The sequence below is a fragment of the Jeotgalicoccus meleagridis genome (genome assembly GCF_903994045.1).
GTDB lineage: Bacteria > Bacillota > Bacilli > Staphylococcales > Salinicoccaceae > Jeotgalicoccus > Jeotgalicoccus meleagridis.
Window position 1 is genome coordinate 21756 of sequence record NZ_CAJEWD010000008.1, and the last position, 26848, is coordinate 48603.

Consider the following 26848-nt stretch of genomic DNA (forward strand, 5'->3'; position numbering starts at 1 on the left):
CTACTTAGACTATATCGTATCCCCATTTGTAATAGAGTTTCACTTAATAGTGGAATAGATATACATATTTTCAATCATAGAAGGGTAGATATTACTAATATAGATTTTAGGAGTGTTTAAATGAATTCAAATATGCCAAAAGATTCTGGTTTCGACAAGACTTTAAGAGTTCTTAAAGAAGGTTACGAATTCGTCATGAACCGTGACAAGGAAATGCACACGAACATTTTCGAAACACGTATCCTCGGTGAAAAGACAATCTGCCTTACAGGTAGTGAACTCGCTGAACTGTTTTACGACAACACCCGCTTCAGCCGCAGTGATGCGGCACCAGTCAGAGTACAAAAAACTCTTTTCGGTGAAGGTGGCGTCCAAGGTCTAGACGGTGATGAGCACAAAAACCGTAAATCGATGTTCATGTCTTTAATGGATAACAAAGCGATGGATGAAATAGAAGATTTAACACAGAAATACTGGCACGAATATTTTGAAGAAATTGACTGGAATGACACAGTTGAGTTATACGAAGCTGCAAAAGTTGTCTTTCTAAAAGTAGCTTGTGACTGGGTTGGAGTGTCTCTACAAGATGAAGACAACGAAGCTCGTGCAAGTCAGATTGCTGATTTATACGAATCACCTGCATCACTTGGAATCCAACACTGGAAAGGACGTAAATCTAGATCTGAAACAGAGGACTGGATTAAAGGACTCATTGAAGGTGTTAGAAACGGTGAGCTTGAAGCAGACAAAGATAGAGCACTATATCACTTTGCTATGCATAAAGATTTAAACGGTGAACTATTAGACTCACAAATTGCTACAGTCGAGCTTTTAAACCTTATTCGTCCAATTAATGCTATCAGTGTATGGGTTGCAATGATTGGTCTAGCTATTCACGAACATCCAAATTCTGCAGAGAAATTGAAATCTGCAAATGGACAACAATTAGAATGGTTCATTCAAGAAGTCAGACGCTATTATCCTTTCTTCCCATTCGCAGTCGCACGAGTGAAACTCGATTTCGAATGGCAAGGTTACGAGTTTAAAGAAGGTACTTTAACGCTACTAGACTTATACGGTACTAACCGTCATCCAGACGATTGGGTAGATCCTGATGAATTTAAACCCGAAAGATTTGAAGGTTGGCAAGAGACACCATTCAACTTTATTCCACAAGGTGGTGGATCTTACGACTTCGGTCACCGCTGTGCAGGGGAGTTTATCACAATCGTCATGATGAGAACAACACTCGACTTTTTAGTCAATCATCTAGAATTCGAAGTGCCAGAACAAAATTTTGGTTTCGAATTTAACGATATCCCAGCTGTTCCCAATGACAAAGTGAAGATTAAGCCAACACGTATTAAATAACTCATGCAATTTTAATCTATCTTTACTTCCAATTTAAACTAGCTGTGTGCTATTATGATTCATGTTACAGAGTTAACACTACTAGGAGATAACCATGAAAATAAAAATAGCAGTCATCTTAATGTGTATTTCATTAATGTTGATGATGGTCGTAATTATAGATAGCTTTAATCATAATAAGACTGATTCACCAAAAAAAGCAGATGTTATTATAATGCTCGGTGGTGATAGCGGTCGATTAGAGAAATCTGCAGAACTATATCATAATGGGTATGCAGATTATGTAATGATTTCACCAGAGATAGAATCGATCCGTTCACAAAGTACAGAGTACGCAATTGAATTAGGAATTCCACAGTCTGCGATTATAGAAGAACATAAGGCGACGAGTACTTACACTAATGCAACAGAAACCTTAAAGTTAATGGGTAAATATGACTTTAACAGTGCACTTGTTGTGACAAGTGATTATCACTTGAAGCGGTCTAAAATGATTTATGACAGAGTCAATGACGGACAATATGAGTTAACTTATATCTCAGCTCTCGGTACTAATGGAGAGAAATGGAACGAGCGTCCTGGTGCTAAAAGACTCTGGTTCACTGAATTTTATAAATTATGGGGTTACAGACTTGGTTTATATAATTTTATAGATGTACCTGATGCATATGAAGGTAATGAGGCCTGATATTAAACTTTTATGTTTAATGTCAGGTTTTTTATATTATTTAGAGACTTATCACTTAAATTAACAGACTATTCTCTATTTACTATCAACGCTCTTCCATTCAGATATGATTGGTAGCGCTGGTAACCGCTCCTTATTTTCTAATGAGGAATTTGATGCACTTATAGATGAAGGTAAGAAAGAATCAGATGAAGGCGCTCGCGAAGAAATCTACAAACAAGCTCAAGAAATTCTGATTGATGAAGCTCCAGCGATCTTCATTAGATACCCTGAAAACTTAAATGCATATCAAAGTAATATTAGTGGACTAAAAATTGATAACAACAACCTACTAGACTTACGTAATGTCACAAGAGAGTAGTAATATAATTTAAATGAGGTGGAAGTATGATTTTAAAAATTCCAACAGAGGAATTTAGACAAAGACAAAAGGAATTTATAAAGAGATTTCAAAATCAAGGCAGTGATTGTGCAATTATATTTTCTGTAACAGACATATTTTACCTGACTGGTTTTCACTTCCATGCTACAGAAAGACCGATGGGTTTGATTGTAGATCCTAGCGAAAAATATCATTTATTCGTACCATCATTAGAACACGAACATGCTGAACAATACAGTGTAATTGATGAGGTTCATTCTTACCCTGAATATCCAGGTTTAAGACACCCTATGGAATACTTTAAAGACGTGTTAAAAGAATACAATTTTGAAAACAAAAATATTGGTTATGACTCAATCGGATACGGATCACCTAATGGTTATAGAGGTCCAAGTGTTGATACGCTTATCACTGCAAATTCATTTATTTCAATCTCTACAATTATAGAAGAAATGAGATTTATTAAGTCAGATAACGAAATAGAGTTAATTAAAGAATCCTGTCGATGGGGAAATCTTGCACATAAGCTACTTCAAAAATACACGGAAGCAGGAAAAGAAGAGATAGAAGTTACGAACAGAGCTTCTATCGATGCAACAATGGCAATGACTCAAACTTTAGGTCCAGGTTATAAACCTCACGGAAAAACTGCTTATGCTATATACAGAGGTCAGATTGGTGCTGAATCTGCATTCCCTCATGCTGTGACGCAAAATGCAGTATTTAAAACAGGCGATACCTTGGTAACAGGTGCTGCCGCTGATGTGTTTGGATATCACAGTGAACTTGAAAGAGTGATGTTTGTAGGTGAATATAATAATGATCAAGAGAAGTATTTTAAATATATGTATGATGCACAAGAAGTTGCATTTAATGCCATTAAACCAGGAGAGAAATATTCCTCTGTAGAAGAAGCGGTTCAAAAATATTATAAAGAAACTGGTATAACACACTTGACTAAACACCATACAGGCCACAATATTGGACTGTTAGGACATGAAGCACCATTCTTTGATTTAGGAGATGACACAATAATGGAACCTGGTATGGTTGTCACTGTAGAACCAGGGATTTATGTCAAAGGTCTAGGTGGATTTAGACATTCTGATACAGTGTTAATTACAGAAACAGGAATGGAAATGCTCACGTATTATCCAAGAGATATTGACTCTCTAATTTGTTGATTAATATTTCGATTATCCTCTTGTACGTATTCAACGTATGAGGGGATTTTCTTATGTAAAAAATCAAGATTTTAAATATTTTCCTTGTAATTTTTATAGGTATTTGTCATAATTACTATACCGTACGTTCAGTATAGTTAATAGGAGATAATCATGACGAAAAAAGATGAAATTTTAATAAAAGCCGCACGAATTGTCAATGACGAAGGGATTCAAAAGTTAACAATGAGTTATTTAGCAGAGAAAGCTGAATTAACGAAAGGTGGGGTACTTTATCACTTTGATAGTAAAGAAGATATCCTACTCAATATGAATAAAAAAGTCATTCAAGAATTTGATAATCGTATCGATACACATATTAGAAAATTAAGTGGACCATACCGATATAGTCGAGCCTACGCTTTAGCCACACTTGACTACATCAATGACTCTGAAAACATACTCTTACCTGCAGTCTTTATTTCTTCTCATGAAGACAGTTCAAGTAAAGCACTATGGGAAGAGACATCCAACCTTTGGGATCAATCTTTTAAAAACGATCAAGGTGACGAAGATAAAATTTTTGAACTCAGAATGATATGTGATGGTATCTGGTTTACCTTAACTTATAAAATTGGTGCTTTCTATAAAGAAAAAATGGAAAAAATCATTACCAACTATATTCAAACTCTAGAAGCGGAAGTGATATAAATGCCTTATATCTATTTACTCGGTGCCATACTCTCTGAAGTATTCGGAACCACCATGATGAAAATGACAGCAACAAACGATAATAAACTCTATATTGTCGGCATTGCAGGCGGTTATATACTCGCATTTTTCTTACTATCACTCGCCGTCGTCACCTTACCGCTAAGCTTTGCCTATGCTGTATGGAGCGGGGTAGGAACAGCATTTACAGCTATGGTCGGATTTTTAGTATTTAAAGAACAAATCACAAAAAATGGACTCATCGGCATCATCTTAATCATTGCTGGTGTTGTCTTAATGAGAGTGTAAGGAGAAAATATGAATTTAAAATACTTTTCAATACTAATTGTTTCAATATTATTTGAAGTGTTCGCAACCTCCATGCTAAACCTATCTCAAGGCTTCTCAGTCATTGGACCGACCATTGCCTTATTCATCGGTTACGCGATATCATTTACACTACTCGTCATCGCTTTAAGAGGCATTCCACTGAGTATTGCCTATAGCGTCTGGGCAGGACTCGGTACAGTCGGTACTGCCATAGTGGGTATCTTCTTGTTTAATGAAGTATTAACCCTAATCAATATCAGTGGTTTAGTCATTATTATTGTCGGTGTCATTGTAATGAATATGTCAGGTAACAAAGAAGAGACAGAAGAAAGTGTCGTTTAAATTAGGCATAACACAACCCCGACCTGTTGGGAAGAACAAGTCGGGGCTCTAGTGCTTATCGCCTAGTCTTTTCTTTGTAATTCAAGCCAGTGCTTGAACAGTTGGACGATGCAACCAACGACGATTGGTCCAACAAAATAGACAAAAATAGGATCCATGGCTTTCACCCCCTCCCGGATAGACTTCGCCCGGGAAGAATAGGCGATATAATAATTATAACAAAAATAGAACGTATGTTCTATTGTGTGAAGTGATTTTTATCCTTTGAATTAATGTTATTATTGAGTAAATAAGGGGGATTCGAATGACATATTCTTATCAAGGTATCGATCACGTACAAGTTGCAGCACCAAGAAATCAAGAAGATGAAGCAAGAGCATTCTATGGTAAGAAGTTAGGTTTCCAGGAAATCAGAAAGCCTGATCAACTAGCTAAAAGAGGCGGCGTTTGGTTTCAAGTCGGTCATCACCAACTACATGTCGGAGTAGAAAATGATTTTCATCCTGCTAAGAAAGCACATCCAGCCTTTGAAGTTAAAATTATAAAAGACTTAAGAAGTAAACTACTGGAACTAGATGTAGAGATTATAGAAGATAACAGCTTAGAAGGTGCAGAACGATTCTATCTTCATGACCCATTTGGTAATCGATTAGAATTCTTAGAGTGGTTATAATTATATATTAGAACGATTGAATGAAATAAATACTTCAAACTGGTAATATAATTCTGCATATGTTAAATTAAAAGTAACAAAAATAGTATTCATGGCTTCACCAAACCACTAAATGCTGGGAAGAGCATTTGGTGGTTTTTTGTATGCTATAGAAGATTATAATGATTTAAAAAGTCGTTGATCAGACAGCATCTTTCAAAACACTAAGTGCCTAAAAAATGCATTTGGTGTTTTTTTATATGCCTTTTAAGTTTTAATACTAAAAAAATATGACCATCCATGCTAATATAGAACATATGTTCGATATAGGAGGGTCTATATGTATAAATTATATAATTATCATCTCTGTCCCGAGCGAGATATTCTCTGCGTAGATTTAAAAAGCTTCTTTGCCAGTGTCTCTTGTATCTTAAAAGGGCTCGATCCTATGAAGGTCAAGCTCGCGGTCGTAGGGGATACTAAAAGCATCGGTTCTGTCGTACTCGCAGCGACACCTGAGTTAAAGAAACTCGGCATTAAGACAGGTTCTAGACTATTTGAAATCCCAAGTAGAAGTGATATTTATATTATCAATCCGTCGATGAAAGTGTATTTAGATTACACCAAACGTATTTCAGAGATTGCTTTAAAATATATCGCGCCTGAAGACTTTCATCAATACTCCGTCGATGAGTTCTTTATGGATGTTACCCATAGTTATCATCTATTTGCAGATAGTCCCAAAGCACTCGCTAAAATGATCCAGGATGAAATCTATGACGAAACACATATTCATTCGACGATTGGTATCGGTGGCAATCTTTTATTAAGTAAGGTCGCTTTAGATATAGAAGCGAAACACATGCCAGACGGTATTACAGAATGGCGTTACCAAGACGTACCAGAGAAACTTTGGAGGATAAAACCACTCAGTAAATTTTGGGGGATAAATCGACGCAGTGAAAAGAAACTCAATCAACGCGGAATCTTTTCCGTAGGGGACCTAGCAAATTATCCCTATACTTATTTGAAAAAAGACTTTGGCATTATTGGTGTTGACTGGCATCTCCATGCCAACGGTATTGATTTTAGTCAGATTAGTCAAAAGCACGTTGTCCATTCACCTTCTATTGCTAAAAGCCAAATACTGATGAGAGACTACCGCTTCGAAGAAACCTATGTCGTCTTATTCGAACATATCGATGAAGTTGTTCACAGAATGCGGTTGATGAAACAACTCGCGAGAACCGTCCATTTTACAGTCGGCACTAAAGACGGTCATGTTTATCGTAAACAGTTCACCATTAATGCAGGATCGAATAATGAAATGGATATTATGAAATTAGTCTGGAAGCATCTAAGTAGAATGGCAGATCCCTATGCACTTTATCGAACCATATCGGTCTCATTGTCGAACTTTATACCAGACAGTGCCAAGCAAATCTCACTCTTTCAAGACACCGACCAACTCTTAAGAGAAGAAGCCTTAATGAAGACCATAGATGACGTGAAAGAAAAATATGGACAGCTATCCATTATGAGAGCCATCAGCTGTACAGAAGCCTCTACCTTGAAATTAAGAGAAGGTTTAATAGCGGGGCATAAAAGGTAGAGTCATACTATGGAAGTGATGATATGCGAATTGGTATATTGATACTATCTGTCGTCAATTTAGTCTATTTGATTACCACATTTGCTGCCAATGACCTGACTAATATTTACCTGTCACCATTTGGCTTACCGCATTATATAGCAATTGCCCTCGCCCTCTTAAGTGTCCTAGTATTGATTATTACCAAGTCCGGAGAAGGTAGAGATAAGAAATTACTGCTTTCCTCTATGATTATCAATATTGTTGGTATCTTCTTAATCCGCATTTTCTTTTAAAAGGAGCAGACAATTCTGCTCTTTTTATTTTGTTTTTATCAGGTTTGATGTAAAGATAAAAATGGTAGATATAAATTAAATGGTAATATTTTTTGGAGGTCAGTCGATGAAAAGAGTTGTGAGTGTGATGGCAGTACTGATGCTTGCTGCATGTAACAGTGGAGATACTGAAGATGAAGCGGTCAATGAAAAAAGCCAGCAAGTTGCAGAAAGTGAAACAAATGAGGAAGCAGAGAATAATGATAGTGAAGAGGTAGAGACAGAAGAAAGCTCTGAGGACGAAGAATCCAGTGATACGAGTGAAGCGGATAAGGCTCAAGAAGAAAGCAGTGACTCTGAACCTGATGTAGAATCACAAAATGAAGAAACAGAAGAAACCGATGAAAGTGCAGAAGATAACACTGAAGTGGCTGAAGACGAAGCACATCAAGAAACAGCAGTTAGAGAATTCACAGATGCAGAAAAACAAGCTATGGTAGATGAGTTTTACACTTGGGCAGTAGAGCGAGCTGAGGTAGGTGGAATGGCAGTTAATGATTACTACTTTGGTCATGGTGCTGCAGGACGTGGTGACTGGTATGCAACAACACCCCATGGTGATGTACAAGTACAGGATCAAGACAATCCGGGATTCGATGCATTTAATATCCACGCAATCGGAGGTATTGTATTTTATCAACCCATTAGTGGAGACTATGGTGCAGATGAAAATACAGAAGTAGAAAGCACTGCATCTGGCTATCAGACTATGGCCATAGATGGTACAGATATCCATAAATATATGTTAGCCGATAACGGAGTAGTCTATGAACACATTTCAGTCAAAGAAGAAACGAGCCTGTCATCAGGATTCGGTGAATTCAATGATGACGGTACACGCGGAGAATATGCACCCGCTTCAAGATTCGAAGTCTCAGGAGACCAAGATGCACAGGAAGAATGGCAGAGAATATTGAGTAAATATCAGTAAGAGATTATGCTTTAAAAGCAAACACGAATATCAAACCATTCACAATACCAAAAACCAATGACAACATAGTTCCTACTAGAACATACTCACTTTCTTTACGAACAGACTCGTCAGATTTATCGCTTGAGAAGCGGAGAATAGATTTGGCAGCAACTAAGAGTCCAAGTGCAGTGTATTGATTTAATATCACAAATGCTATAGTCAGCAACCTTTCGCAGTAGCCGATCGTCATTCCAATACGGTCGGTTTCTGTGTTTTTCTCACCGGATAAAATTTCTAAAATAATTTTAATGAAAAATCCACTTAGTAAGTAAAAGACAATACCAACAATAATTAAAAGTGTCATGACTGACCTCCTGATTGTGTGATATTTCGGAGCTGATCGACTAATTCATCAGAAGTTAGTTGATAAGTCGATTTAAGGTAATCAATAATCTCTACTAACTGCTTTACACGTGACAATCGCAAATGTTTAGAAATGGTCGGTTCTGACCGCTCTGTTTCTTTAGCAATCTCTTTTTGACTTACTCCTGCTAAATAATACTGCATGGTCTCTTGCTGTATTTTAGTTAATCCTCTAAAGATGTCCGTCGCATACATTAAAGCAATCTCGATCCCTTTAGACATATCTGGACTAGCAAAATCCTGGATGTTTGATTTCTTGATAGCTTGGAGCGATTCTCTCACATTTTTAATGGATGGATGATTCCAGTGTTCGGGATTACCTTCAGGAAAAGGAATGTCTACACTGTGGAAACTACACTTTAATGGAAAGTCAGAAGCGGGCCAGAGAATTTTTACATAAAGAGACAAGAGAGCAGTATAGTTCTCTTTATCTGACAGAATAAAGAGCTCATCTCCCATACGGTAATTAACATATACTTTGTGTTTATCTGTATTTAAAGCCTGCAACTTTTTTTCTATAAAAGTAAGATGATTGTATATCTCCTCTGGTGCCTTAGTACTATTCGATACATCCATAATCAGCATAGATAAAATATGAATCAACTCCTTAGCTTAATAAGGCAATTATATATTAATTAGCCTAAAAAAGCGAATTTTATATAATTAGTTTAAATAGGCTAATTTAAAAAGTGTAAAAGGACTTGGAAATCTGAAATATAGTTTTCCAGGTTCTTTTTTCCATTTAACATGATTTTTGACATACCCAATGGAATTTTCATCGATTTTTGATTTCAAGGCTAGGCTTATGTCTAGCCTTTTTTTGCGTTCATCCACCTTAAATCCATCCTCTGAGCACTTTTTATCTCAAAGCCAAAATTAAATGTTAGACTAACAATTTAGATATCTAAATAAAGTGAATAATCTAATATTATATTACACTTATTATGAATTTTATCTCTTACATATTAAATTTTGAATGTTATAATATCCTATTGTAGGATATATTTCCCAATATTATAGATAGAAAGATATGGAGGTAAATGAAATGGCGAAGGAAAAGCAATTTTCACGACGTGATTTCTTAAAGACCACTGGAGCCGCAACTGGAGGTATTATCGGTGGTAGTTTGCTCGGTGGGTTGGTCGGTTTTAACTTACAAGACCTAGACAGTGAGGAAACTGTCACAAAGGATGAAGCAGGAAGTTCTGAAGCTTCAGGTGATTCTGAGGCTAGTGGTACAACAATTCCAGAGGCTGGTCGAATTTTCTTTGCTAACGACGAAGATTTCAACACAATCGAAGCAGCAATGGAAAGAATTTTTCCAGAGGATGATATTGGTCCAGGGGCAAAAGCACTTGGTGCAGCTTACTTTTTAGACGCACAGCTTGCAGGTTCATACGGTCGTAATTCAAGAGAATACATGCAAGGTCCTTTTTACGAAGGAACAGACACACAAGGTTATCAATCTAACCTAAATCGTGCGTCTTATTTTAAACTTGGTATTCGTAAACTACAAGAAGAAGCGAATGACCGTCACGAGACAGCCTTCTCTCAATTAGAAGCAGGACAACAAGATGATATCTTGAAAGATTTTGAAGCAGACAAAGTCGACTTCAATGTACCGAAAAGTACAGCAACTTCAGCTTACTTTTTCCAACTGTTACGTGAAGCAACTTTAGACGGTGTTTACTCAGACCCGATTTACAGAGGGAACAGAGACATGGCGGGCTGGAAGATGAAACAGTTCCCAGGACACCAGCACTCTTACTTAGATGTTATTGAGAGTGACGAATTTCAAGATATCGATCCATTGCCTAACTTTGGCTAATAGTTGAGATTATAGGAGGAAATAGAATTGGTAAAAGAATTAGATAAAGTGGATGTCGTCACAATTGGTGCAGGTTGGACTGGCGGAATCGTTGCTGCAGAGACATCCAAAGAAGGACTTAAAGTAAAAAGTTTAGAACGTGGGGGTTACCGTGATACAAATGATTACCAACACGTTCATGATGAATTAAAATACGCACAGCGTTATGAGTTAATGCAAGACACATCTATTGAAACACTCACCTTTAGAAACTCTAGAGACGAACGTGCTTTACCTGTTCGCCGTTTAGGTTCATTCTTACCAGGTAGTGGACGTGGTGGTGCAGGGACACACTGGAATGGTCAAACTGACCGTTACATGGCCTATGACTTTGAAATCAAATCCATGACAGAAGAACGATATGGTAAAGAAAAGCTCGCTGAAGATTCTGGTCTACGTTACCGTGACTGGGGAATTACTTTTGATGAGATGGAAAAATACTACGATAAATTCGAAAAAACTGCAGGGGTCAGTGGTGAGGAAAACCCGCTAGGTGAAAAGCGTTCTAGCCCATATCCAAACCCTCCGATGATCAAGACAAAAACATTAAAAATGTTTGAAAAAGCAGCCCAAGAATTAGACTTACATCCAATTATGATGCCATCATCTAACATGTCACAAAGTTACGAAAACCCAGATGGCGAAACATTGAATCCGTGTCAGTACTGTGCCTTCTGTGAACGCTTTGCGTGTGAATACGATGCTAAAGCAACGCCAGATGTCACAGTATTAAAAACAGCAGAAAAAACTGGGAATTATGAAATTCGTTATCACTCCAACGTGACTGAAATCGTTACAGACGAAAATGACGATAAAAAAGTCACTGGTGTTAAATTTATCGATACAGAAACACGTGAAGAGTTCTTCCAACCTGCTGATGTGGTTGTACTCACAAGTTTCTTATTTAATAACTACAAATTACTTAGAGTCTCTGACATCGGTGAACAATACAATCCAGAAACTGAAAAAGGGACACTAGGTAGTAACTACTGCTATCAAACCGGTTTAGGTGCCACTGGTTTCTTCGATGAACAGTTCAATACCTTTATGGGTGCTGGGGCACTTGGTATGATTGCGGATGATTATAATGGAGACAACTTTGACCATGAAGATCTTGATTTCATACATGGTGGATCCATTCACTTCGTTCAAACAGGTAGCCGTCCAATCTTAACGAATACCACTCGTAAAGACACACCAGCATGGGGTGAAGAGTTTAAGAAAGAATCCATTAATAACTTCACTAGAACACTAGAAGTTTATACGATGGCACATACTGGTCCACATAGAGATCACTACTTGGATTTAGATGAGACATATAAAGATGCCTTCGGTAATCCACAAGTGATGCTTACTTACAACTGGACCGAACAAGACAATGCTAGAAATAAATATTTAACTGAGAAATGTGCAGAAATTGTTGAGCAAATGGGTGCTAAACACATCGATGTTGATAATGATGACTTAGGTAATTATGATATTGTACCTTATCAATCTACTAACATTTCAGGTGGTACACCGATGGGAACCGATCCAGAAAACAGTGTAGTAAATACTTGGTTACAACACTGGGACCGTGACAACTTATTTGTTGCAGGTTCAAGTACCTTCGTTCATAACTCAGGTAACAACCCAACAGGTACAGTCGGTGCGATTGCTTACCGCTGTGCAGAAGGTGTCATTAAATATCATAAAGACAATCAAAGACTAGAAGACTAAGTCTCACCCCCTTTAAGTTGAAAGACACTTAAAGGGGGGTTTTTATTTGAAAATATTGATGTTACATGTAGCGAGAATACCTATATTAGATGAAACTGATTGTTAAATCTGTTACTATATTAGAGATTAAGTATTGATGAACGGGAGTGCCATTATGCAATTTACAGAGCTAAGTTTAAGTGAGTTTAATGACTTTACGACAGAGAATTTCAGTCACTTTACTCAAACAAAAGAGAACTATCAATTAAAAGTAGACAGTGGCATCGAGACCTATTTAGTCGGTGTAAAGGATCAAGAAACAGTAAAAGCTGCTTGCTTAGTCACTTTAACACCTGTTATGAAGATCTTTAAATACGCATATACTAACAGAGGGCCAGTCCTCGATTATAGTGATGAGGCAGTGTTTAAGACCTTTTTCGATGGTTTAACGAACTTCTTAAAAACGAAAAAAGTACTCTATGTCAGAGTCGACCCATATGAAGTGATTAATAAGAGAAACCACGAAGGTGAAATCATTGAGAGCATGAACAATGATTACATTTTTGATAACTTTAAAGCACTTGGTTACGACCATGACGGCTTTAGAAACGGTTTTGACCCGATTGTCCAAGTCCGTTGGCATTCTGTTTTAGATTTAGAAGGAAAATCAGAAAAACAAGTCTTTGATGACATGGATAACTTAAGACGAAGAAATATTAAAAAAGCTGAAAAGAACGGTCTGCATATTAAATATCTAGACTTAGACAACATTGATATCTTCCGTAAATTTATGAAAGATACCTCAGAGATGAAAGAGTTCTTTGATAGAGATGACAGCTTCTACATCGAGCGTAAAAAGTACTTTAAAGATCAAGTCTTGATTCCAATGGTGTATGTTGACTTAGAAGACTACAATGCAGCGACTCAAAAGGACAAAGAAAAACTAGAGAAAAATATTGAAAAAGCACAACGTGCACTGGATAAAGATCCAAACAATGAAAAACAAGCGAATAAAATTAAAAACTTATCTGAGCAACTCACAAACATCGATGCTAAGTTAAAAGAAGGACAAGCACTTTTATCGACTCATGGTAAAGATTTACCATTATCTAGTGCCTACTTCATTGTGACACCACACGAAGTCACTTACTTATCAGGTGGAACAGATAACGACTTTAGACACTTTGCTGGCTCATATTTAATCCAGTGGACCATGATTAAATATGCACTTGAACAAGGCATTGACCAGTATAACTTCTACGGAATCAGTGGAGACTTCACTGAAAATGCTGAAGACTACGGTGTCATCCAATTTAAAAAAGGCTTCAATGCTGTTGTGAATGAATATATCGGAGACTTCATTAAACCGATTAATGGACCGGCTTATAAGGCGTATCAGGCGTTGAATAAGCTACGTAACAAATAAGATAGGGGATAGAAGACATGAAATTCTTAGAACTTACAGATGAAGAATATCAATCCTTCATTGAAGAAGGGCACGCGTCTGCCTTTTTCCAAATGATAGAAAATAAAAAGAATCGTGAAATGGATGGTCAAGAAGTTAAATTGCTTGGTGTTAAAGATGATGAAGGCAAAGTGATTGCAGCTTGTCTATTTACTTTACAACCAACTGTAATGGGTAAGCATTTCTATTACTCTAACCGTGGACCTGTGCTTGACTATCACAATCTTGTCTTAGTTAGATTTTTCTTTGAAGAACTAACAGACTACTTAAGTAAAAACAACTGTTCTTACGTCAAAGTGGACCCGAACTGGATCTACAAAAAATACGATAAGGATGTTAATGAAAAAACGGATTATGAGCCTCAAGACGAACTCATTCAGTTGCTAGAATCGCTTGGTTACGGCCATGAAGGCTTTACAAGAGGCTATTCTAAAACCTCTCAAGCGCGTTGGATGAGTGTTTTAGACGTGTCACCTTTCAACAATGAAAATGAATTAGTGAAGTCCTTTGATTCACAGCGTAAGCGTAACATTAAAAAAGCTCAAAAATACGGTGTGGAATTACGTTTCTTAGAAGTAGATGAAATTGATAAATTCCTTAAACTTTATGCAGATACATCAGAACGTCAAGGCTTCTTTACACATCCAGATCCTAAGTCTTACTTCACTAACTTCAAAAAAGCATACGGCGATAAGGTCTTAATTCCTTTAGCCTATATTGAGTTAGATAAGTACGTTAGTAATTTAACAGCTCAACTAGAAGATGTGGAAGGCCGTCTAGTTATCATGGAAGCAAAAGAAAATAAAAACGATAAAACAATAAATAAAATTAAAGAGTTAGAAAAACAAGTTGCTAACTTAAATAAAGATTTAGAAGAAGCAAAAGTCATCCATGAAAAAGAAGGTAATGTCTTAGACCTTGCTGCTGGTATTTACTTCGACACACCATATGAATTAGTCTACAATTCAGGTGCAAGTACATCAGAATATCCACAATTCGTTGGACCATATAAGATGCACCTAGAAATGATGAAATACTGTATGGAACATAACATTGCACGTTATAACTTCTACGGTGTGAGCGGTGACTTCTCTGAAGATGGGGAAGACTATGGTGTTTATCGATTCAAGCGTGGATTTAACGCTGAAATTGAAGAATTAGTCGGTGATTTTGTTAAAGTCATTTCACCATTCCACCACAATATCTATAAAGTAAAAGCTAAACTTGGCCTTAATAAGTAATAAAAGAGAAGGGTTGATCCAGTAATGGAAGTCAGACCAATAGAAGAAACAGACTTTAAATCGTTCTTAAAAGACTATCAAGGACATATGCATTATTTTCATGATCCTTTGTTTTATGACTATATTTCAGGCGTAAATGAGACGCATTTACTCGGACTCTTTGATGGAGAAGCACTCATCGGTGTGTCCATGTTAAGTGCCACATCAGTCCTAAAAAAATATAGGCTATTTACATCGCATACTGGACCTTTACTAAAAGATTTTAATAATGAAGACTTAAAATTCTTCTTAGAAGGCATCGACCAATATGCTAAAAAGAACGGCGCATTGAAGATGATTCATTCACCATACACTGTCTATCAAATGAGAGACCATGACGGAAATATTTTAGAAGATGATCCGAGAAACAATCAAGAAATTATAAAAATCTATGAAGACTTAGGCTACACACATCACGGTTTCACTAAAGAGCTTGTGACAGAAGAACTCCTTCGTTACCAAGCTGTCATCGATGTCGATAAGCCCTTAGATCAAATCTTAAAAGAAATGGATACAACTACGCGCTATAATACCCGTCAAACGGAGATTATGCCTTTAGAACTGAAGCTACTCCAAGAAGATGAATACGATAAGTTTATCGATATTTACAAAGAAACAGAAGAGCGCATCGGTTTTGATCCAGTACCAAGAGAAAAAGTGAAAAACTTACTCAATACATTAAAAGACCGTATGTATCTCATCTTAACCCATGTCAATGTTGATAACTACCTGCAGCAATTGCAAGATGAAAAAGCTGAGGAAGAACAAAATATCAATGACATTGAAGAAAAAATGGCAGCAAACACTGCAACCAAACGTGAGAAAAAACGTCTGAACGAACATAAAGAACAGTTAGCAAGTAAGCTGAAAAGAATTGAGAAAATGGGAGAATTTAAAGCTGAATTTGGTACAGAACTCGATTTATCGGTAGGGATGTACTATTACAATAACCAAGAAATGGTATATCTATTTAGCGGAAGCTATCCAGAACTGTCATTCTTTAAAGGCACCAACTTTGCAACTTGGGAAATGATCAAAAAAGCCCAAGAATTAGGACTTAAACGCTTTAATTTCTTTGGCTTAACAGGAGACTTCACAGAAGAATCCAAGGACTATGGTGTGTATCGATTTAAACGCGGTTATATGCCGTATATAGAAGAATTACCAGGTACCTTTGATAAAGTCTTCAATAAAGCTGTCTATATGGTGGCAAGTACGCTAGGTAAGATATAAGATGACAACCAGAACTGTAAAGTTCTGGTTTTTGTCATATAATGGGCATATATATAAAAATTTAAAAATTCAGAAAATATAAAAATGGATTTGAATGCTGATTTTTATTAAAAAAATACGTCTAAAATACTGATTAATGGGTAAATGTACACTGAATAAATAAGGAGGTGTCAAAGTGAATTCATCTAGATCCATTAATATTGATATCAAAGACCTAAAACAAGACCCAAATAAGGTATTTGAAACTGCAGAAAAAGAAAAACGAGTTATACATGTTCTGGACGAAAACGAATCAGCTGGCGTTTTAATGAGTAAAGCACAATACGAATTTGCCTTAGATGAGATTGAATCCTTATATGATGTGATTGATGAGTTAACTGTGAGTGATAATATTGCGAACTCAGATGAGAAAACATTTTCAGTTGATCATGATGCGTTTGAAAGAATAAAAGACATGCAATTATATGAAGATTGGGATTAAGTGTTAAAGAAGAATTTTATCGCCCTCTTTTAAAATTAATTATAAAGTTTACATAACATATATTATAGGAAGTTATAAATTGACGGTAATATTGCCCCTATAGTGAACATTATGTTTAAGATTCTATTATTCGGATAAATACATATATGTAAGACAAATCATTATTTCTATGGAGGAATGTTAGTATTGCACCATTTTTTAAAGTGTATCATGATGACGAAAGAATCCAAGAAGATATTTCAATCTTAAAAGCGAATAAAATTGAAAAAGAAAATATCTACGTACTCTCTCACGATGATGATCGCACTAACCGTATCGCTAAGAACACAGAAGCAAATACAATTGGTGCAAGCGAACAAGGTCTCACAGATGCTGTTAAATCAGTATTTGAAAAACAAGGCGATGAGTTAAGAGACAAAATCGAAAGTGTTGGATTTTCTGAAGCAGAAACATCAGAATATGAAGCAGAACTCGACAAAGGTGCAGTATTCTTAATCGTCACAGAAACGTATGGTATAGATTTAGACACTATTATTGGTTAATTAAATATATGAAAAGATTGCCGTGCCCTACTTTTAGGACACGGCAATTATTTTATTTTATTTTATGCTAAAGTTGTTTTAGTTTTTGCTTCTACTAGCATCCCCTTCTCGCCATCAAGATATTTAATCATCCCTTCTGTCGCTCTATAAGTGAGTGCTCCCATTGTCAATGTAGGATTTGTGGCTCCGAAGTGTGGAAACGCACTTGCACCACAGACAAATAGATTTTCTATATCCCACATTTGCATGTAGTTATTTACTGCTGAGTTGTCAGGACTGTCACCCATAATTACGCCACCGCCGTTGTGCATACCATTCATACCAGGATAAAAATGTTCAGCTTGTTCATCTTTATTTATTGAGTGAGCGCCCATTTCTTTTAATATTTCTTCTGCTTTATCTATTAGAAAATTATTTCGATTTGTTTCTTCCTCATGGTAATCTACTGTGATTCTTAATAGCGGATCACCATACGGATCTTTAAATGTCGGATCTAAATCAGCATAATTATTTTCATAAGGTAAAGAAGCTTTTTGGGACATTAAAGATATGTGACGATTTGCATAATATACAGATTGATCTTTAAATTCTCTCCCCCATGTTTTTGTTCCATTAGGTACTGGATTAGTTGAAATTGGCATGTTACCCTGCTCTCTAATTTCTACTTGACCTCCATGAATAAAATCATAATCTGAATGATCAAAGTTGTCTGCGTTGTAATCTCCAAAAGCCATACCTAATGCACCTGTACTAATATATTTAATAATTTTATCGTCAAAGAATCCAGTAGCACCATGATAGGCATGGTGATCAGTGAAGTTTTTACCAATAATTCCTTCTCCTGTTTCTGGATTATATGGTTCGCCAATTTCTGATAGTAATAGTAATCTTATGTTGTTTAATGTATAGCTAGTTAATACGATAAGGTCAGCTGGTTGTTCAAATTCTTCTAGCGTTCTAGTGTCTTTATAAATTACTCCAGTAGCCTTACCATTTTCATGAAGAATTCTTGTAACTAGTGAATTAGTTTTTAAATCAAAATTATCGGTAGCAAGTGCTGTTGGAATAACTGTTGTAACAGGACTTGCTCTAGCACCCCATTCACAAGCGAAACTTCCACAAAATCCATTATACTGACAACCATTTAAAGTTTGTCCATCTGGGTTTTCATATTCTTCTGAAATAGTTCCGCAAGGTATCACATATGGACTGTATCCTAAATTTTTTACAGCTTCTTCATATAATGCCATGGCAGGTGTTTTTTTCAGAGGTGGTGTAGGATAATCATTTTCTCTAGGTGCCTCGTTATCGTTACGTTCTCCGGAAGTACCCATAGTTTTTTCGAATTTATCAAAATATGGTTCCAATTCATCATAAGTTATTCCCCAATCCTGAATTGTTGAGCCTTCTGGAATTTTTTCTTCGCCATACCTTTCAATAGTTTTACTTCTAATTTCAAAATTATATGGAAAATATCTGTGTGTTTGTGCTGCCCAGTGTAAGCCGCCACCACCAACATCTCTACCAACAATTGCAGAATCTGGATGTCTTAGTGGAGCTGCTGTTTCTTCAGTATTATTTCTAAATGTAAAAGATAAGTCAGACAGTTTATTCATTAGTTCGTGTCGATTGATATACCTTAACTCATCATGCTTATTGGCAAAGTCCTCAGTTACACGGTTAGAGCCTCTTTCAAGGCCGACAACTTTATGTCCTGCCTTTGAAAGTTCAGCAGCGACAATTCCCCCGGCCCAACCTACGCCAATGGTTACGACTGGCACTTTGTCTAATTTAGTCACCATATGTTGTTAACTCCGTTCTATTATTGATCGCTTAAACTCATTGGTTCAATAACAACGTATTCTGCGTCGGCTTGATAATCTTCAGTCATTAAATTTCGATAAGATAATTGAGCGCCAGGATATTCTTTCATTTTCCATCCTTCCATATTCTTATTGCCACCGTATAAAGGATCAGCATACGCACCTTCAATGGTTGACGACCTTAAAATTTGAAAGAAAATTGAGGTGAGATATTTGAATAGATTTCATAAGATATTTTTCGATATGCAAGAACATAGTCATCCGAATGAACGATCTTTTGAACTTTTAAAAACTTTTCACGAATACTTCCCTTCAGAGGTATCACAGTTATTTCGTTATTCTCGTTTAGATGATTCTTTTAGTGGTGTCCTACAATATAAAGATTATAAAGTGAATTCGTTACAACATATTCATGAGTATATGAAAATGAATGAACACATTCATAGACACTTAAAAGAAAATAAAGTTAAGTTATTTCATGGTAATAGACTACAGATTAGTATCGGAGGCCAATATCTAGCTCCGGTTATAATTGAAGATCTATTTCTAATACCAATCTCACTTAATGATGTAGTTATTGCATTTTTTACTGGTTTAAACATTGACTTCAATATGTCTGAAAGTGTAATAGAAGAAGCTAATGATTTTCGTTTTGCTGTATCCGAGTTGTTATCAGAAGGAAAAGTTATGAGCAAACATGATTTTCCTGAAAAAGAAATAAAAATTTTAAAGTATGTCTCATACGGCTACTCAACTAAGGAGATTGCTGAGTCCATGAACTTTTCAGAAGCAAATATAAAATACTTTATTAAGACCGTTATGGATAAAACAAATAGTAGGAATCGAACAGAGGCTGTTGCTGAACTGTTTCGTTTGGGGATTTTATCGTAAAAAAAATAAACGCTGTCATATCAGCGTTTATGGGTTTCTTCTTTCTCTTCTGCTTTAGAAATTACTTTTTCAGCGTTCCTAACCTCTTTGGCTTTTCTTCTATTTCTTTTAGTAATCCACATTGAAACAGAAATTGCGAGTGAAAGAAGCGTTAAGAACACTGCGTAGCCAAGAAGTGGCTGCCAATCTAAATCTGGATAAAAGTTCGGTAGTACAAAAGCCAAGATGGTCATCACAACTAAGGTGACCAGTGGCATAATGTAATATTTTTTAGGTAAAAATCCAACAATAATACTTAAAACAATCACTGCTAAGAGTGTATAAATGTAAAACTGTACATCATCTACCATCGTCATCACCTCTCTTATTTATACCCAAAAAAAGATGCTTCAATCATTATCTTGAAGTTATACAATATTCAAAATTTTATGTATAATGTAGTCAAACGAAGGAAAAAATTAGGGAGATGTTTACATGACGGAATTGAAACACAGATCAGAAGTTGAAGAAAAGTACACATGGGATTTAACACCTTTATTTAAGGATGATGACTCTTGTGTTAAAGCCATTGAAGGTGTCAAGGTGGATGTTACTGCCTTTCAAGATAAACACCAAGGCAATATTGAAACTGTAGAACAAGCAGTACTTGCAATTGATGACTACCGTGCAATTTTAGAAGAACTTGTCTTAATTGGTACATATTCTAATTTAAGATTATCTGCAGATAGAAGTGATGAGGCAGCTCAGAAATTAGGCGCCTTAACAGGTAGCTTACAAACAGAAGTCAGTACTAAAACTAGCTTTTTAACAAGTGAGCTATTAGATAAGGATGAAGACTTCTTAAACGCTATTGGTGAAGCAAAAGCAGACTATGCTCATTTTGTGGAAGATTTACTACGCTCTAAGCCTTATCAACTAGAACCAAATGTAGAAAAAGCACTCGCTGCATTTTCTTCTGTTTTCAAAGGGCCATATGATCTTTATCAAAAAACTAAGCTTTTAGACATTGATTTTGGTAGCTTTACTGTAGATGGTAAAGAATACGCCCTATCCTACCTTGCTTTTGAAGGTGGTTTAGAATCCAATCCAGATAAGTATGTTAGACGAACTGCTTTTAAACAATTCTCGGATTCTTTAAGAAAATACCAAGAAACAACAGCAGGCACTTATGATATTCATCTCAAGCAAGAAAAAGCAGAAGCGGATTTAAGAGGTTTTGATTCAGTCATTGATTATCTCTTACATGGTCAAAAAGTAGACCGTGAGTTATACGATAGACAGATTGATACGATTACAGAACAATTAGCACCACACATGAGACGCTATGCGAAATTGTTGAAAAAAGAGCATGGTCTAGAGCAAATGAAATATGAAGATTTAAAAATTCCACTAGATCCGGACTCAGAGCCTGAAATTAGCGTGGAAGAATCACGTAAATATATTTTAGATGCACTCGGTATAATGGGAGAAGATTATACGGACATGATTAACCGTGCCTTTGATGAGAGATGGATTGATTTTGTACAGAATAAAGGGAAATCGACTGGTGCCTTTTGTTCAAGTCCATACGGTTCTCACCCATTTGTCTTAATCTCTTGGTCATCCTTAATGGAAGAAGTATTTGTACTAGCCCATGAATTAGGACATGCTGGTCATTTTTATAATGCCAACCGTTCACAAAATATCTTTGATGCCCGTCCATCTATGTACTTTATCGAAGCACCGAGTACCATGAACGAAATGTTAATGGCAAATCATCTCTTAGAAAACTCTAAAGACCCTGCCTTTAAACGTTGGGTAATCAGTTCAATTATTTCAAGAACGTATTACCACAACTTTGTTACTCACCTACTAGAAGCCGCTTATCAAAGAGAAGTTTATAAACTCGTTGATAACTATGAGACAGTCACAGCATCTGCTTTAAACAAAATTAAGCGAGATGTGATTGAAAAATTCTGGGGAGACGACGTTGAGATTACTGAAGGTGCTGAGTTAACATGGATGCGTCAACCGCATTATTACATGGGACTTTATCCTTACACTTACTCAGCAGGCTTAACGATTGCGACAGAAATGTCACAACGTATTTTAAATGAAGGACAACCAGCCATTGATGACTGGTTAAACGTTCTAAAAACTGGTGGTAAAGAAAATCCAGTAGAATTAGCTAATATGGCAGGCATTGACATTACAACAAGTCAGCCATTAGAGAATACAATTGCTTATATCGGCGAACTTGTCGATCAATTAGAAGCATTAACAGAAGAGCTCGATAAATAAAATGAAAAGCCATGAATCCTATTGTTAGAGGGGTTCATGGCTTTTTTGATGAATGATTTATCGGACGTCGTCAAAACTTCGATGTCTGATATATCACTTTATCGGACGTCACACAAACAGCTTTGCGCGCCATCGAGAAATTGACGACGTCACACAAACGGATTTGCGCGCCATCGAAGAAATGACGACGTCACACAAACGGATTTGCGCGCCATCGAGAAATTGACGACGTCACACAAACAGCTTTGCGCGCCATCGAAGAAATGACGACGTCACACAAACAGCTTTGCGCGCCATCGAGAAATTGACGACATCACACAAACGGATTTGCGCACCACCCGAGCAAGGAACGACGTCACACAAACAAAAATACGCGCCTTCGTCACACGGACGACGGCACGCATTATCAAAATTCATATCTATTCTGATTTATTTTCTTTTAAATGAACCTTGCCATTAACGAATTCGACTCGGCCTTCTTTTAAGAGACCACCGAGGGCACGTTTGAACTGGCCTTTTGATAGGTTGAAAGTTTTTTTAATGTCTTCTGGATCACTTTTATCGTTAAATTCCATCATGTCGCCATGCATTTGCATATATTCAACGAGACGCTCTCCGTCTGTTCCTAAACGTTTATAGGCTTTTTCTAAAAATGAACCGTTGACTTCGCCTTTGTCATTAATGCCAATCAATCGGAATGAGACTTCTTGACCGAGACGGGGCTCAGCTTCTCTTTCTGATTCATGGACAAAGACTTTATAACCATCTTCTGAAATTAAGAAAGTTCCGATTCTCAACAGGCGGTATGGACGGCCTTTCATCCATTTATTGCCTAGCTCTTTATAGTCTTCTTGACTAAGGGGCTGGAATTTTTCTTCGACTTCAGTTTCTGTAATGAGACGACCGAATAATTGATCATCTGCTTCAACACGAATGGTCGCATAGACCATGTCGTCAACTGCTGGCCAGACGTTTTTCATACGTGGTAAATCTGTCCATGGGATTAAGATTTCTCTCGGAGAACCGATATCTAGATAAGCACCATCTCGGTTTACTTCAGCAACTCTTGCATAACCGAACTTATCTGCTGTAATGGTCGGTATTTTTGGTGTCGCGAATAATTCTCCAGAACGGTTTGGGTAGATAAAGACCGGAATCTCTTCGTTAATTTCATATGTTTTACCATCTTCAATTTCTGATGCGTTCATACGAATATACTTTTCGTCTTCAGTGACTAAGTGGTAAGTCGATCCTTCGATTTTAATTATTTTTAAAAATTGTACTGTACCTGAAATTTTTGTCATAATGACTCCTCATTTATTATAAAATTGCTTGGATTTAGTCTGTTAAAAAATCATGTCTTAAGCTCATCGTATCATGTGTTCTCTAAGTTAACTATATTCCAATAATACCACATTTATGGTATCATCGCTTATGTATGTAAACTTTAGCGTAATGATTTGAATATAAAGGAGAATGCACATGCTGCAAGTAAGCGAAGTGAGTTTGAGATTCGGAGACAGAAAACTGTTTGAAGATGTCAATATTAAATTCACACCAGGTAACTGCTATGGCTTAATTGGTGCCAACGGCGCTGGGAAATCGACATTTTTAAAAGTTTTAACTGGTGAAGTTGAATCAGACGGACACGTAATTTTAGGACAAGATGAGCGCATGGCGTTCTTAAGACAGGATCACTTCGGCTACGAAGACACTCGAGTCCTAGATGTTGTTATGATGGGCCATGAAAAATTATGGTCTGTAATGAATGAAAAGAATGAAATTTATATGAAACCTGATTTCTCAGATGAGGACGGCATTAGAGCTGCTGAACTTGAAGGGGAATTTGGTGAAATGGGTGGTTGGACTGCTGAAAGTGATGCAGAAACCCTACTCCACGGACTTGGAATTCCACATGAATTAGTCGATAAAAACATGTCAGAGCTTGATAATACACAAAAGGTAAAAGTCTTACTTGCTCAAAGTCTCTTTGGTAATCCTGACGTTTTACTTTTAGATGAACCGACCAACGGTTTAGATATTGAAGCGGTTCAGTGGTTAGAAGAGTTCTTAATCAACTTTGAAAACACAGTTATTGTCGTATCCCACGACAGACACTTCTTAAATAATGTGTGTACACATATTGCGGATCTCGACTTTGGTAAGATCCAAATTTATGTAGGTAACTACGATTTCTGGTATCAATCAAGCCAGATGGCCCTACAAATGGCTCAAGATCAAAACAAGAAAAAAGAAGAAAAGATTAAGGAGCTTAAAGATTTCGTAGCTCGTTTCTCTGCCAACGCTTCTAAATCAAAACAGGCAACTAGCCGTAAGAAAATGTTAGATAAGATTGAGCTAGAGGATATTAGACCGTCTTCACGTCGTTATCCATTTGTTAACTTCACTGCCGAAAGAGAAATCGGTAATGAATTACTACAAGTCGTAAATCTCAGTCACTCTATTGATGGGGAAAAAGTTTTAGACAATATATCATTTACACTACTTCCAAACAGCAAGACTATTTTAACGGGTGGTAGTGAACTCCAAAGAACGACACTCTTAAGAATCTTAGCTGGTGAAATTACTCCGGATTCAGGAGAAGTACGTTGGGGTGTGACGACTTCACAAAGTTACTTCCCTAAAGATAACTCAGAGTACTTTGAAGGTGTCAACTTAAGCTTAGTTGAATGGTTACGTCAATATGCACCACCTGAAGAACAGACAGAAACTTTCTTACGTGGCTTTTTAGGTCGCATGCTCTTCTCTGGTGAAGAAGCTAAGAAAAAAGCAAGCGTCTTATCAGGGGGAGAAAAGGTACGTGCTATGTTATCTAAAATGATGTTATCTCAAGCGAACGTCATTCTTTTAGATGAACCGACTAACCACTTAGACTTAGAAAGTATCACAGCGGTTAACGATGGTCTGAAGAAATTTAAAGGCTCAGTCATCTTTACATCTCATGACTTGGAGTTTATCAACACGATTTCTAATACTGTTTTAGACTTAGATAATAATCAAGCCATCGTTAAAGAAATTGGTTACGAAGATTACCTAGTTGAAAAAGGAATTATTAAACAATAAGAAGTTTCTGTTTACTTTGAATATTTCCTTATGTATAATGACATCTAACAGTAATTTAAAAACTAAATATGATTGGATGAGGCGCATCGATCAATAGTACTCTCTTACAGAACTTCTGCAAAGTGTATAGAGGAAAGGGTGAGATGCCGAAATGATTAGTTCATGCAGGAATTAGTCGTTGAATCTTTAGGTTAAGAGCTAGGGATTTGTCATTATTGTTTCGATAATGGAGTGCATCGCTTGTATATAAATTTAACAAGTCCGGTCACCCGGGCTTGTTTTTTTATTTATCTATTTAGTTCAGAATATTCAGGAGGCAATGAGATATGAAATTAGCAATTGTAGGTGCCACAGGTGTTGTTGGTAGTAAGATGTTAGAAATGATTGACTACTATGAGATTCCCTTTGACGATTTAGTTTTATTTTCATCAAAGCGCTCTAGCGGTAAAAAGATTGACTTTAAAGGTCAAACTTATACCGTAGAAGAACTCACTGAGGATAAAACAGATGGTAACTTCGACTATGTCGTCATGAGCGCTGGTGGTTCAACAAGTGAAAAGTTCGCACCACTCTTTGAACAAAATGGTGCAATTGTCATTGATAACTCAAGCTTTTGGAGAATGCATGATGATATTGATTTGATTGTCCCTGAAATTAATCAACCGAGTTTGAAGAGAAAAATTATTGCCAATCCTAACTGTTCAACCATTCAGTCAGTGATTGCTCTAAGTCCCCTTCACGATAAGTTCGGAGTGGACCGCGTACACTATGCGACATATCAATCTGTTTCTGGTTCAGGTGCAGGCGGTATTCGTGACTTAGAGGAAGGTGCAAAGGGTGAAGCACCAACGACTTATCCAAAGCCAATTTATAATAATGTCATTCCTCAAATTGACGTTTTCTTAGATGATGGTTATACAAAAGAAGAAGTCAAAATGATTGATGAAACAAAGAAAATTTTAGATAACGATGATATTAAAGTGACGGCAACATGTGTTAGAGTACCTGTTATTTCAAGTCACAGCGTACAGATTAACGTCACTCTAAAAAAAGAAACAAGTGAAGAAGAAGTTAGAGAAACATTTAAACAGTTTGATCACATTGTCGTTATGGATGACGTTCAAAGTGGTGTGTATCCAACGCCGTATGAAGCAACAGATCAACACAAAATATATGTTGGACGAATTCGCAAAGACCCTACTTTAGAAAATACTTTCCACGTTTGGTGTGTCGGAGATAACTTACTTAAAGGTGCAGCACAGAATACAGTGCAGATTCTTAAATCACTGATTGATAATTAATA

The 26848-nt window shown here is 36.6% G+C and carries 29 protein-coding genes and 1 riboswitch; of the genes, 22 read left to right on the forward strand and 7 right to left on the reverse strand.

The window, feature by feature from the left end:
• Positions 1 to 120 precede the first annotated feature (120 nt).
• The 7 genes from JEOSCH030_RS05700 (at position 121) to JEOSCH030_RS05730 (ending at position 4987) form a co-directional block, all read left to right on the forward strand.
• A complete protein-coding gene (locus JEOSCH030_RS05700) occupies positions 121 to 1371 on the forward strand; it encodes a cytochrome P450 (protein WP_185125668.1) in 1251 nt (416 codons plus the stop codon).
• Between the two features lie 94 nt (positions 1372 to 1465).
• A complete protein-coding gene (locus tag JEOSCH030_RS05705; protein WP_185125669.1) occupies positions 1466 to 2059 on the forward strand; it encodes a YdcF family protein in 594 nt (197 codons plus the stop codon).
• A 106-nt stretch (positions 2060 to 2165) separates the two neighbouring features.
• On the forward strand, positions 2166 to 2420 hold the full coding sequence (locus JEOSCH030_RS05710; RefSeq protein ID WP_185125670.1) for a hypothetical protein: 255 nt from the start codon (positions 2166 to 2168) through the stop codon (positions 2418 to 2420).
• 26 nt (positions 2421 to 2446) lie between these two features.
• Positions 2447 to 3625: a M24 family metallopeptidase gene (locus JEOSCH030_RS05715; protein WP_185125671.1), complete on the forward strand. Its 1179-nt coding sequence runs from the start codon at positions 2447 to 2449 to the stop codon at positions 3623 to 3625.
• 153 nt (positions 3626 to 3778) lie between these two features.
• The gene (locus JEOSCH030_RS05720) at positions 3779 to 4315 is read left to right on the forward strand and encodes a TetR/AcrR family transcriptional regulator (RefSeq protein ID WP_185125672.1); all 537 of its coding nucleotides are present in this window, start codon (positions 3779 to 3781) and stop codon (positions 4313 to 4315) included.
• A complete protein-coding gene (locus JEOSCH030_RS05725) occupies positions 4316 to 4624 on the forward strand; it encodes a DMT family transporter (RefSeq protein ID WP_185125673.1) in 309 nt (102 codons plus the stop codon).
• A 9-nt stretch (positions 4625 to 4633) separates the two neighbouring features.
• Entirely contained in the window at positions 4634 to 4987 is a 354-nt protein-coding gene (locus JEOSCH030_RS05730; RefSeq protein WP_185125674.1) for a DMT family transporter, read from the forward strand.
• Between the two features lie 62 nt (positions 4988 to 5049).
• Here JEOSCH030_RS05730 and JEOSCH030_RS05735 read toward each other — a convergent pair whose 3' ends face one another.
• Entirely contained in the window at positions 5050 to 5145 is a 96-nt protein-coding gene (locus JEOSCH030_RS05735; protein WP_185125675.1) for a type I toxin-antitoxin system Fst family toxin, read from the reverse strand.
• Positions 5146 to 5291: 146 nt separating this feature from the next.
• Here JEOSCH030_RS05735 and JEOSCH030_RS05740 point away from each other — a divergent pair, with 146 nt between their 5' ends.
• The 4 genes from JEOSCH030_RS05740 (at position 5292) to JEOSCH030_RS05755 (ending at position 8496) form a co-directional block, all read left to right on the forward strand.
• A complete protein-coding gene (locus JEOSCH030_RS05740; protein ID WP_185125676.1) occupies positions 5292 to 5660 on the forward strand; it encodes a VOC family protein in 369 nt (122 codons plus the stop codon).
• Between the two features lie 319 nt (positions 5661 to 5979).
• Positions 5980 to 7251, forward strand: a complete 1272-nt coding sequence (locus JEOSCH030_RS05745; RefSeq protein WP_185125677.1) for a Y-family DNA polymerase — start codon at positions 5980 to 5982, stop codon at positions 7249 to 7251.
• A 23-nt stretch (positions 7252 to 7274) separates the two neighbouring features.
• Positions 7275 to 7526: a hypothetical protein gene (locus tag JEOSCH030_RS05750; RefSeq protein WP_185125678.1), complete on the forward strand. Its 252-nt coding sequence runs from the start codon at positions 7275 to 7277 to the stop codon at positions 7524 to 7526.
• Between the two features lie 106 nt (positions 7527 to 7632).
• On the forward strand, positions 7633 to 8496 hold the full coding sequence (locus JEOSCH030_RS05755) for a hypothetical protein (protein WP_185125679.1): 864 nt from the start codon (positions 7633 to 7635) through the stop codon (positions 8494 to 8496).
• A gap of 4 nt (positions 8497 to 8500) precedes the next feature.
• Here the strand turns inward: JEOSCH030_RS05755 and JEOSCH030_RS05760 are convergent, their stop codons facing one another.
• Both JEOSCH030_RS05760 and JEOSCH030_RS05765 read right to left on the reverse strand, forming a co-directional pair.
• Positions 8501 to 8842 carry a hypothetical protein gene (locus tag JEOSCH030_RS05760; RefSeq protein ID WP_185125680.1) on the reverse strand — a complete coding sequence of 114 codons (342 nt, stop codon included), beginning with the start codon at positions 8840 to 8842 and terminating at the stop codon, positions 8501 to 8503.
• Positions 8839 to 9486 (reverse strand): sigma-70 family RNA polymerase sigma factor, encoded by a 648-nt coding sequence (locus JEOSCH030_RS05765; protein WP_185125681.1) that lies wholly within the window; start codon positions 9484 to 9486, stop codon positions 8839 to 8841. Before JEOSCH030_RS05765 ends, JEOSCH030_RS05760 begins: the two co-directional genes overlap by 4 nt.
• A gap of 460 nt (positions 9487 to 9946) precedes the next feature.
• On the opposite strand from JEOSCH030_RS05765, the gene JEOSCH030_RS05770 reads away from it, so the two are divergent.
• From JEOSCH030_RS05770 to JEOSCH030_RS05800, 7 genes are all read left to right on the forward strand, one after another.
• A complete protein-coding gene (locus JEOSCH030_RS05770) occupies positions 9947 to 10729 on the forward strand; it encodes a gluconate 2-dehydrogenase subunit 3 family protein (protein ID WP_185125682.1) in 783 nt (260 codons plus the stop codon).
• A gap of 27 nt (positions 10730 to 10756) precedes the next feature.
• Complete coding sequence (locus tag JEOSCH030_RS05775) at positions 10757 to 12487, forward strand: GMC family oxidoreductase (protein WP_185125683.1); 1731 nt, start codon at positions 10757 to 10759, stop codon at positions 12485 to 12487.
• Positions 12488 to 12641: 154 nt separating this feature from the next.
• Positions 12642 to 13892 carry an aminoacyltransferase gene (locus JEOSCH030_RS05780; RefSeq protein WP_185125684.1) on the forward strand — a complete coding sequence of 417 codons (1251 nt, stop codon included), beginning with the start codon at positions 12642 to 12644 and terminating at the stop codon, positions 13890 to 13892.
• A gap of 17 nt (positions 13893 to 13909) precedes the next feature.
• A complete protein-coding gene (locus tag JEOSCH030_RS05785) occupies positions 13910 to 15172 on the forward strand; it encodes an aminoacyltransferase (protein ID WP_185125685.1) in 1263 nt (420 codons plus the stop codon).
• Positions 15173 to 15196: 24 nt separating this feature from the next.
• Positions 15197 to 16444 carry a peptidoglycan bridge formation glycyltransferase FemA/FemB family protein gene (locus tag JEOSCH030_RS05790; RefSeq protein WP_185125686.1) on the forward strand — a complete coding sequence of 416 codons (1248 nt, stop codon included), beginning with the start codon at positions 15197 to 15199 and terminating at the stop codon, positions 16442 to 16444.
• Between the two features lie 175 nt (positions 16445 to 16619).
• On the forward strand, positions 16620 to 16925 hold the full coding sequence (locus JEOSCH030_RS05795) for a type II toxin-antitoxin system Phd/YefM family antitoxin (protein WP_185125687.1): 306 nt from the start codon (positions 16620 to 16622) through the stop codon (positions 16923 to 16925).
• A gap of 185 nt (positions 16926 to 17110) precedes the next feature.
• Complete coding sequence (locus JEOSCH030_RS05800) at positions 17111 to 17467, forward strand: general stress protein (protein WP_185126526.1); 357 nt, start codon at positions 17111 to 17113, stop codon at positions 17465 to 17467.
• A 62-nt stretch (positions 17468 to 17529) separates the two neighbouring features.
• Here JEOSCH030_RS05800 and JEOSCH030_RS05805 read toward each other — a convergent pair whose 3' ends face one another.
• Together JEOSCH030_RS05805 and JEOSCH030_RS05810 are read right to left on the reverse strand one after the other, a co-directional pair.
• Entirely contained in the window at positions 17530 to 19269 is a 1740-nt protein-coding gene (locus JEOSCH030_RS05805; RefSeq protein WP_185125688.1) for a GMC family oxidoreductase, read from the reverse strand.
• A gap of 20 nt (positions 19270 to 19289) precedes the next feature.
• Positions 19290 to 19490, reverse strand: coding sequence for a gluconate 2-dehydrogenase subunit 3 family protein (locus JEOSCH030_RS05810; protein WP_185126527.1), 201 nt, complete (start codon positions 19488 to 19490; stop codon positions 19290 to 19292).
• Positions 19491 to 19503: 13 nt separating this feature from the next.
• Between JEOSCH030_RS05810 and JEOSCH030_RS05815 the strand changes: the two genes are divergently transcribed.
• Positions 19504 to 20181 carry a helix-turn-helix transcriptional regulator gene (locus JEOSCH030_RS05815; protein WP_208454284.1) on the forward strand — a complete coding sequence of 226 codons (678 nt, stop codon included), beginning with the start codon at positions 19504 to 19506 and terminating at the stop codon, positions 20179 to 20181.
• A 20-nt stretch (positions 20182 to 20201) separates the two neighbouring features.
• Here the strand turns inward: JEOSCH030_RS05815 and JEOSCH030_RS05820 are convergent, their stop codons facing one another.
• Positions 20202 to 20531, reverse strand: coding sequence for a hypothetical protein (locus tag JEOSCH030_RS05820; RefSeq protein ID WP_185125690.1), 330 nt, complete (start codon positions 20529 to 20531; stop codon positions 20202 to 20204).
• 124 nt (positions 20532 to 20655) lie between these two features.
• On the opposite strand from JEOSCH030_RS05820, the gene pepF reads away from it, so the two are divergent.
• Complete coding sequence (gene pepF / locus JEOSCH030_RS05825; RefSeq protein ID WP_185125691.1) at positions 20656 to 22461, forward strand: oligoendopeptidase F; 1806 nt, start codon at positions 20656 to 20658, stop codon at positions 22459 to 22461.
• A gap of 419 nt (positions 22462 to 22880) precedes the next feature.
• On the opposite strand, the gene JEOSCH030_RS05830 is transcribed toward pepF, so the two are convergent.
• A complete protein-coding gene (locus tag JEOSCH030_RS05830) occupies positions 22881 to 23765 on the reverse strand; it encodes a CvfB family protein (RefSeq protein WP_185125692.1) in 885 nt (294 codons plus the stop codon).
• Positions 23766 to 23943: 178 nt separating this feature from the next.
• Between JEOSCH030_RS05830 and JEOSCH030_RS05835 the strand changes: the two genes are divergently transcribed.
• Positions 23944 to 25545 (forward strand): ABC-F family ATP-binding cassette domain-containing protein, encoded by a 1602-nt coding sequence (locus JEOSCH030_RS05835; RefSeq protein ID WP_185125693.1) that lies wholly within the window; start codon positions 23944 to 23946, stop codon positions 25543 to 25545.
• Positions 25546 to 25613: 68 nt separating this feature from the next.
• A riboswitch (Lysine riboswitch) is annotated at positions 25614 to 25790 on the forward strand.
• A gap of 81 nt (positions 25791 to 25871) precedes the next feature.
• Positions 25872 to 26846: an aspartate-semialdehyde dehydrogenase gene (locus tag JEOSCH030_RS05840; protein WP_185125694.1), complete on the forward strand. Its 975-nt coding sequence runs from the start codon at positions 25872 to 25874 to the stop codon at positions 26844 to 26846.
• Positions 26847 to 26848 lie beyond the last annotated feature (2 nt).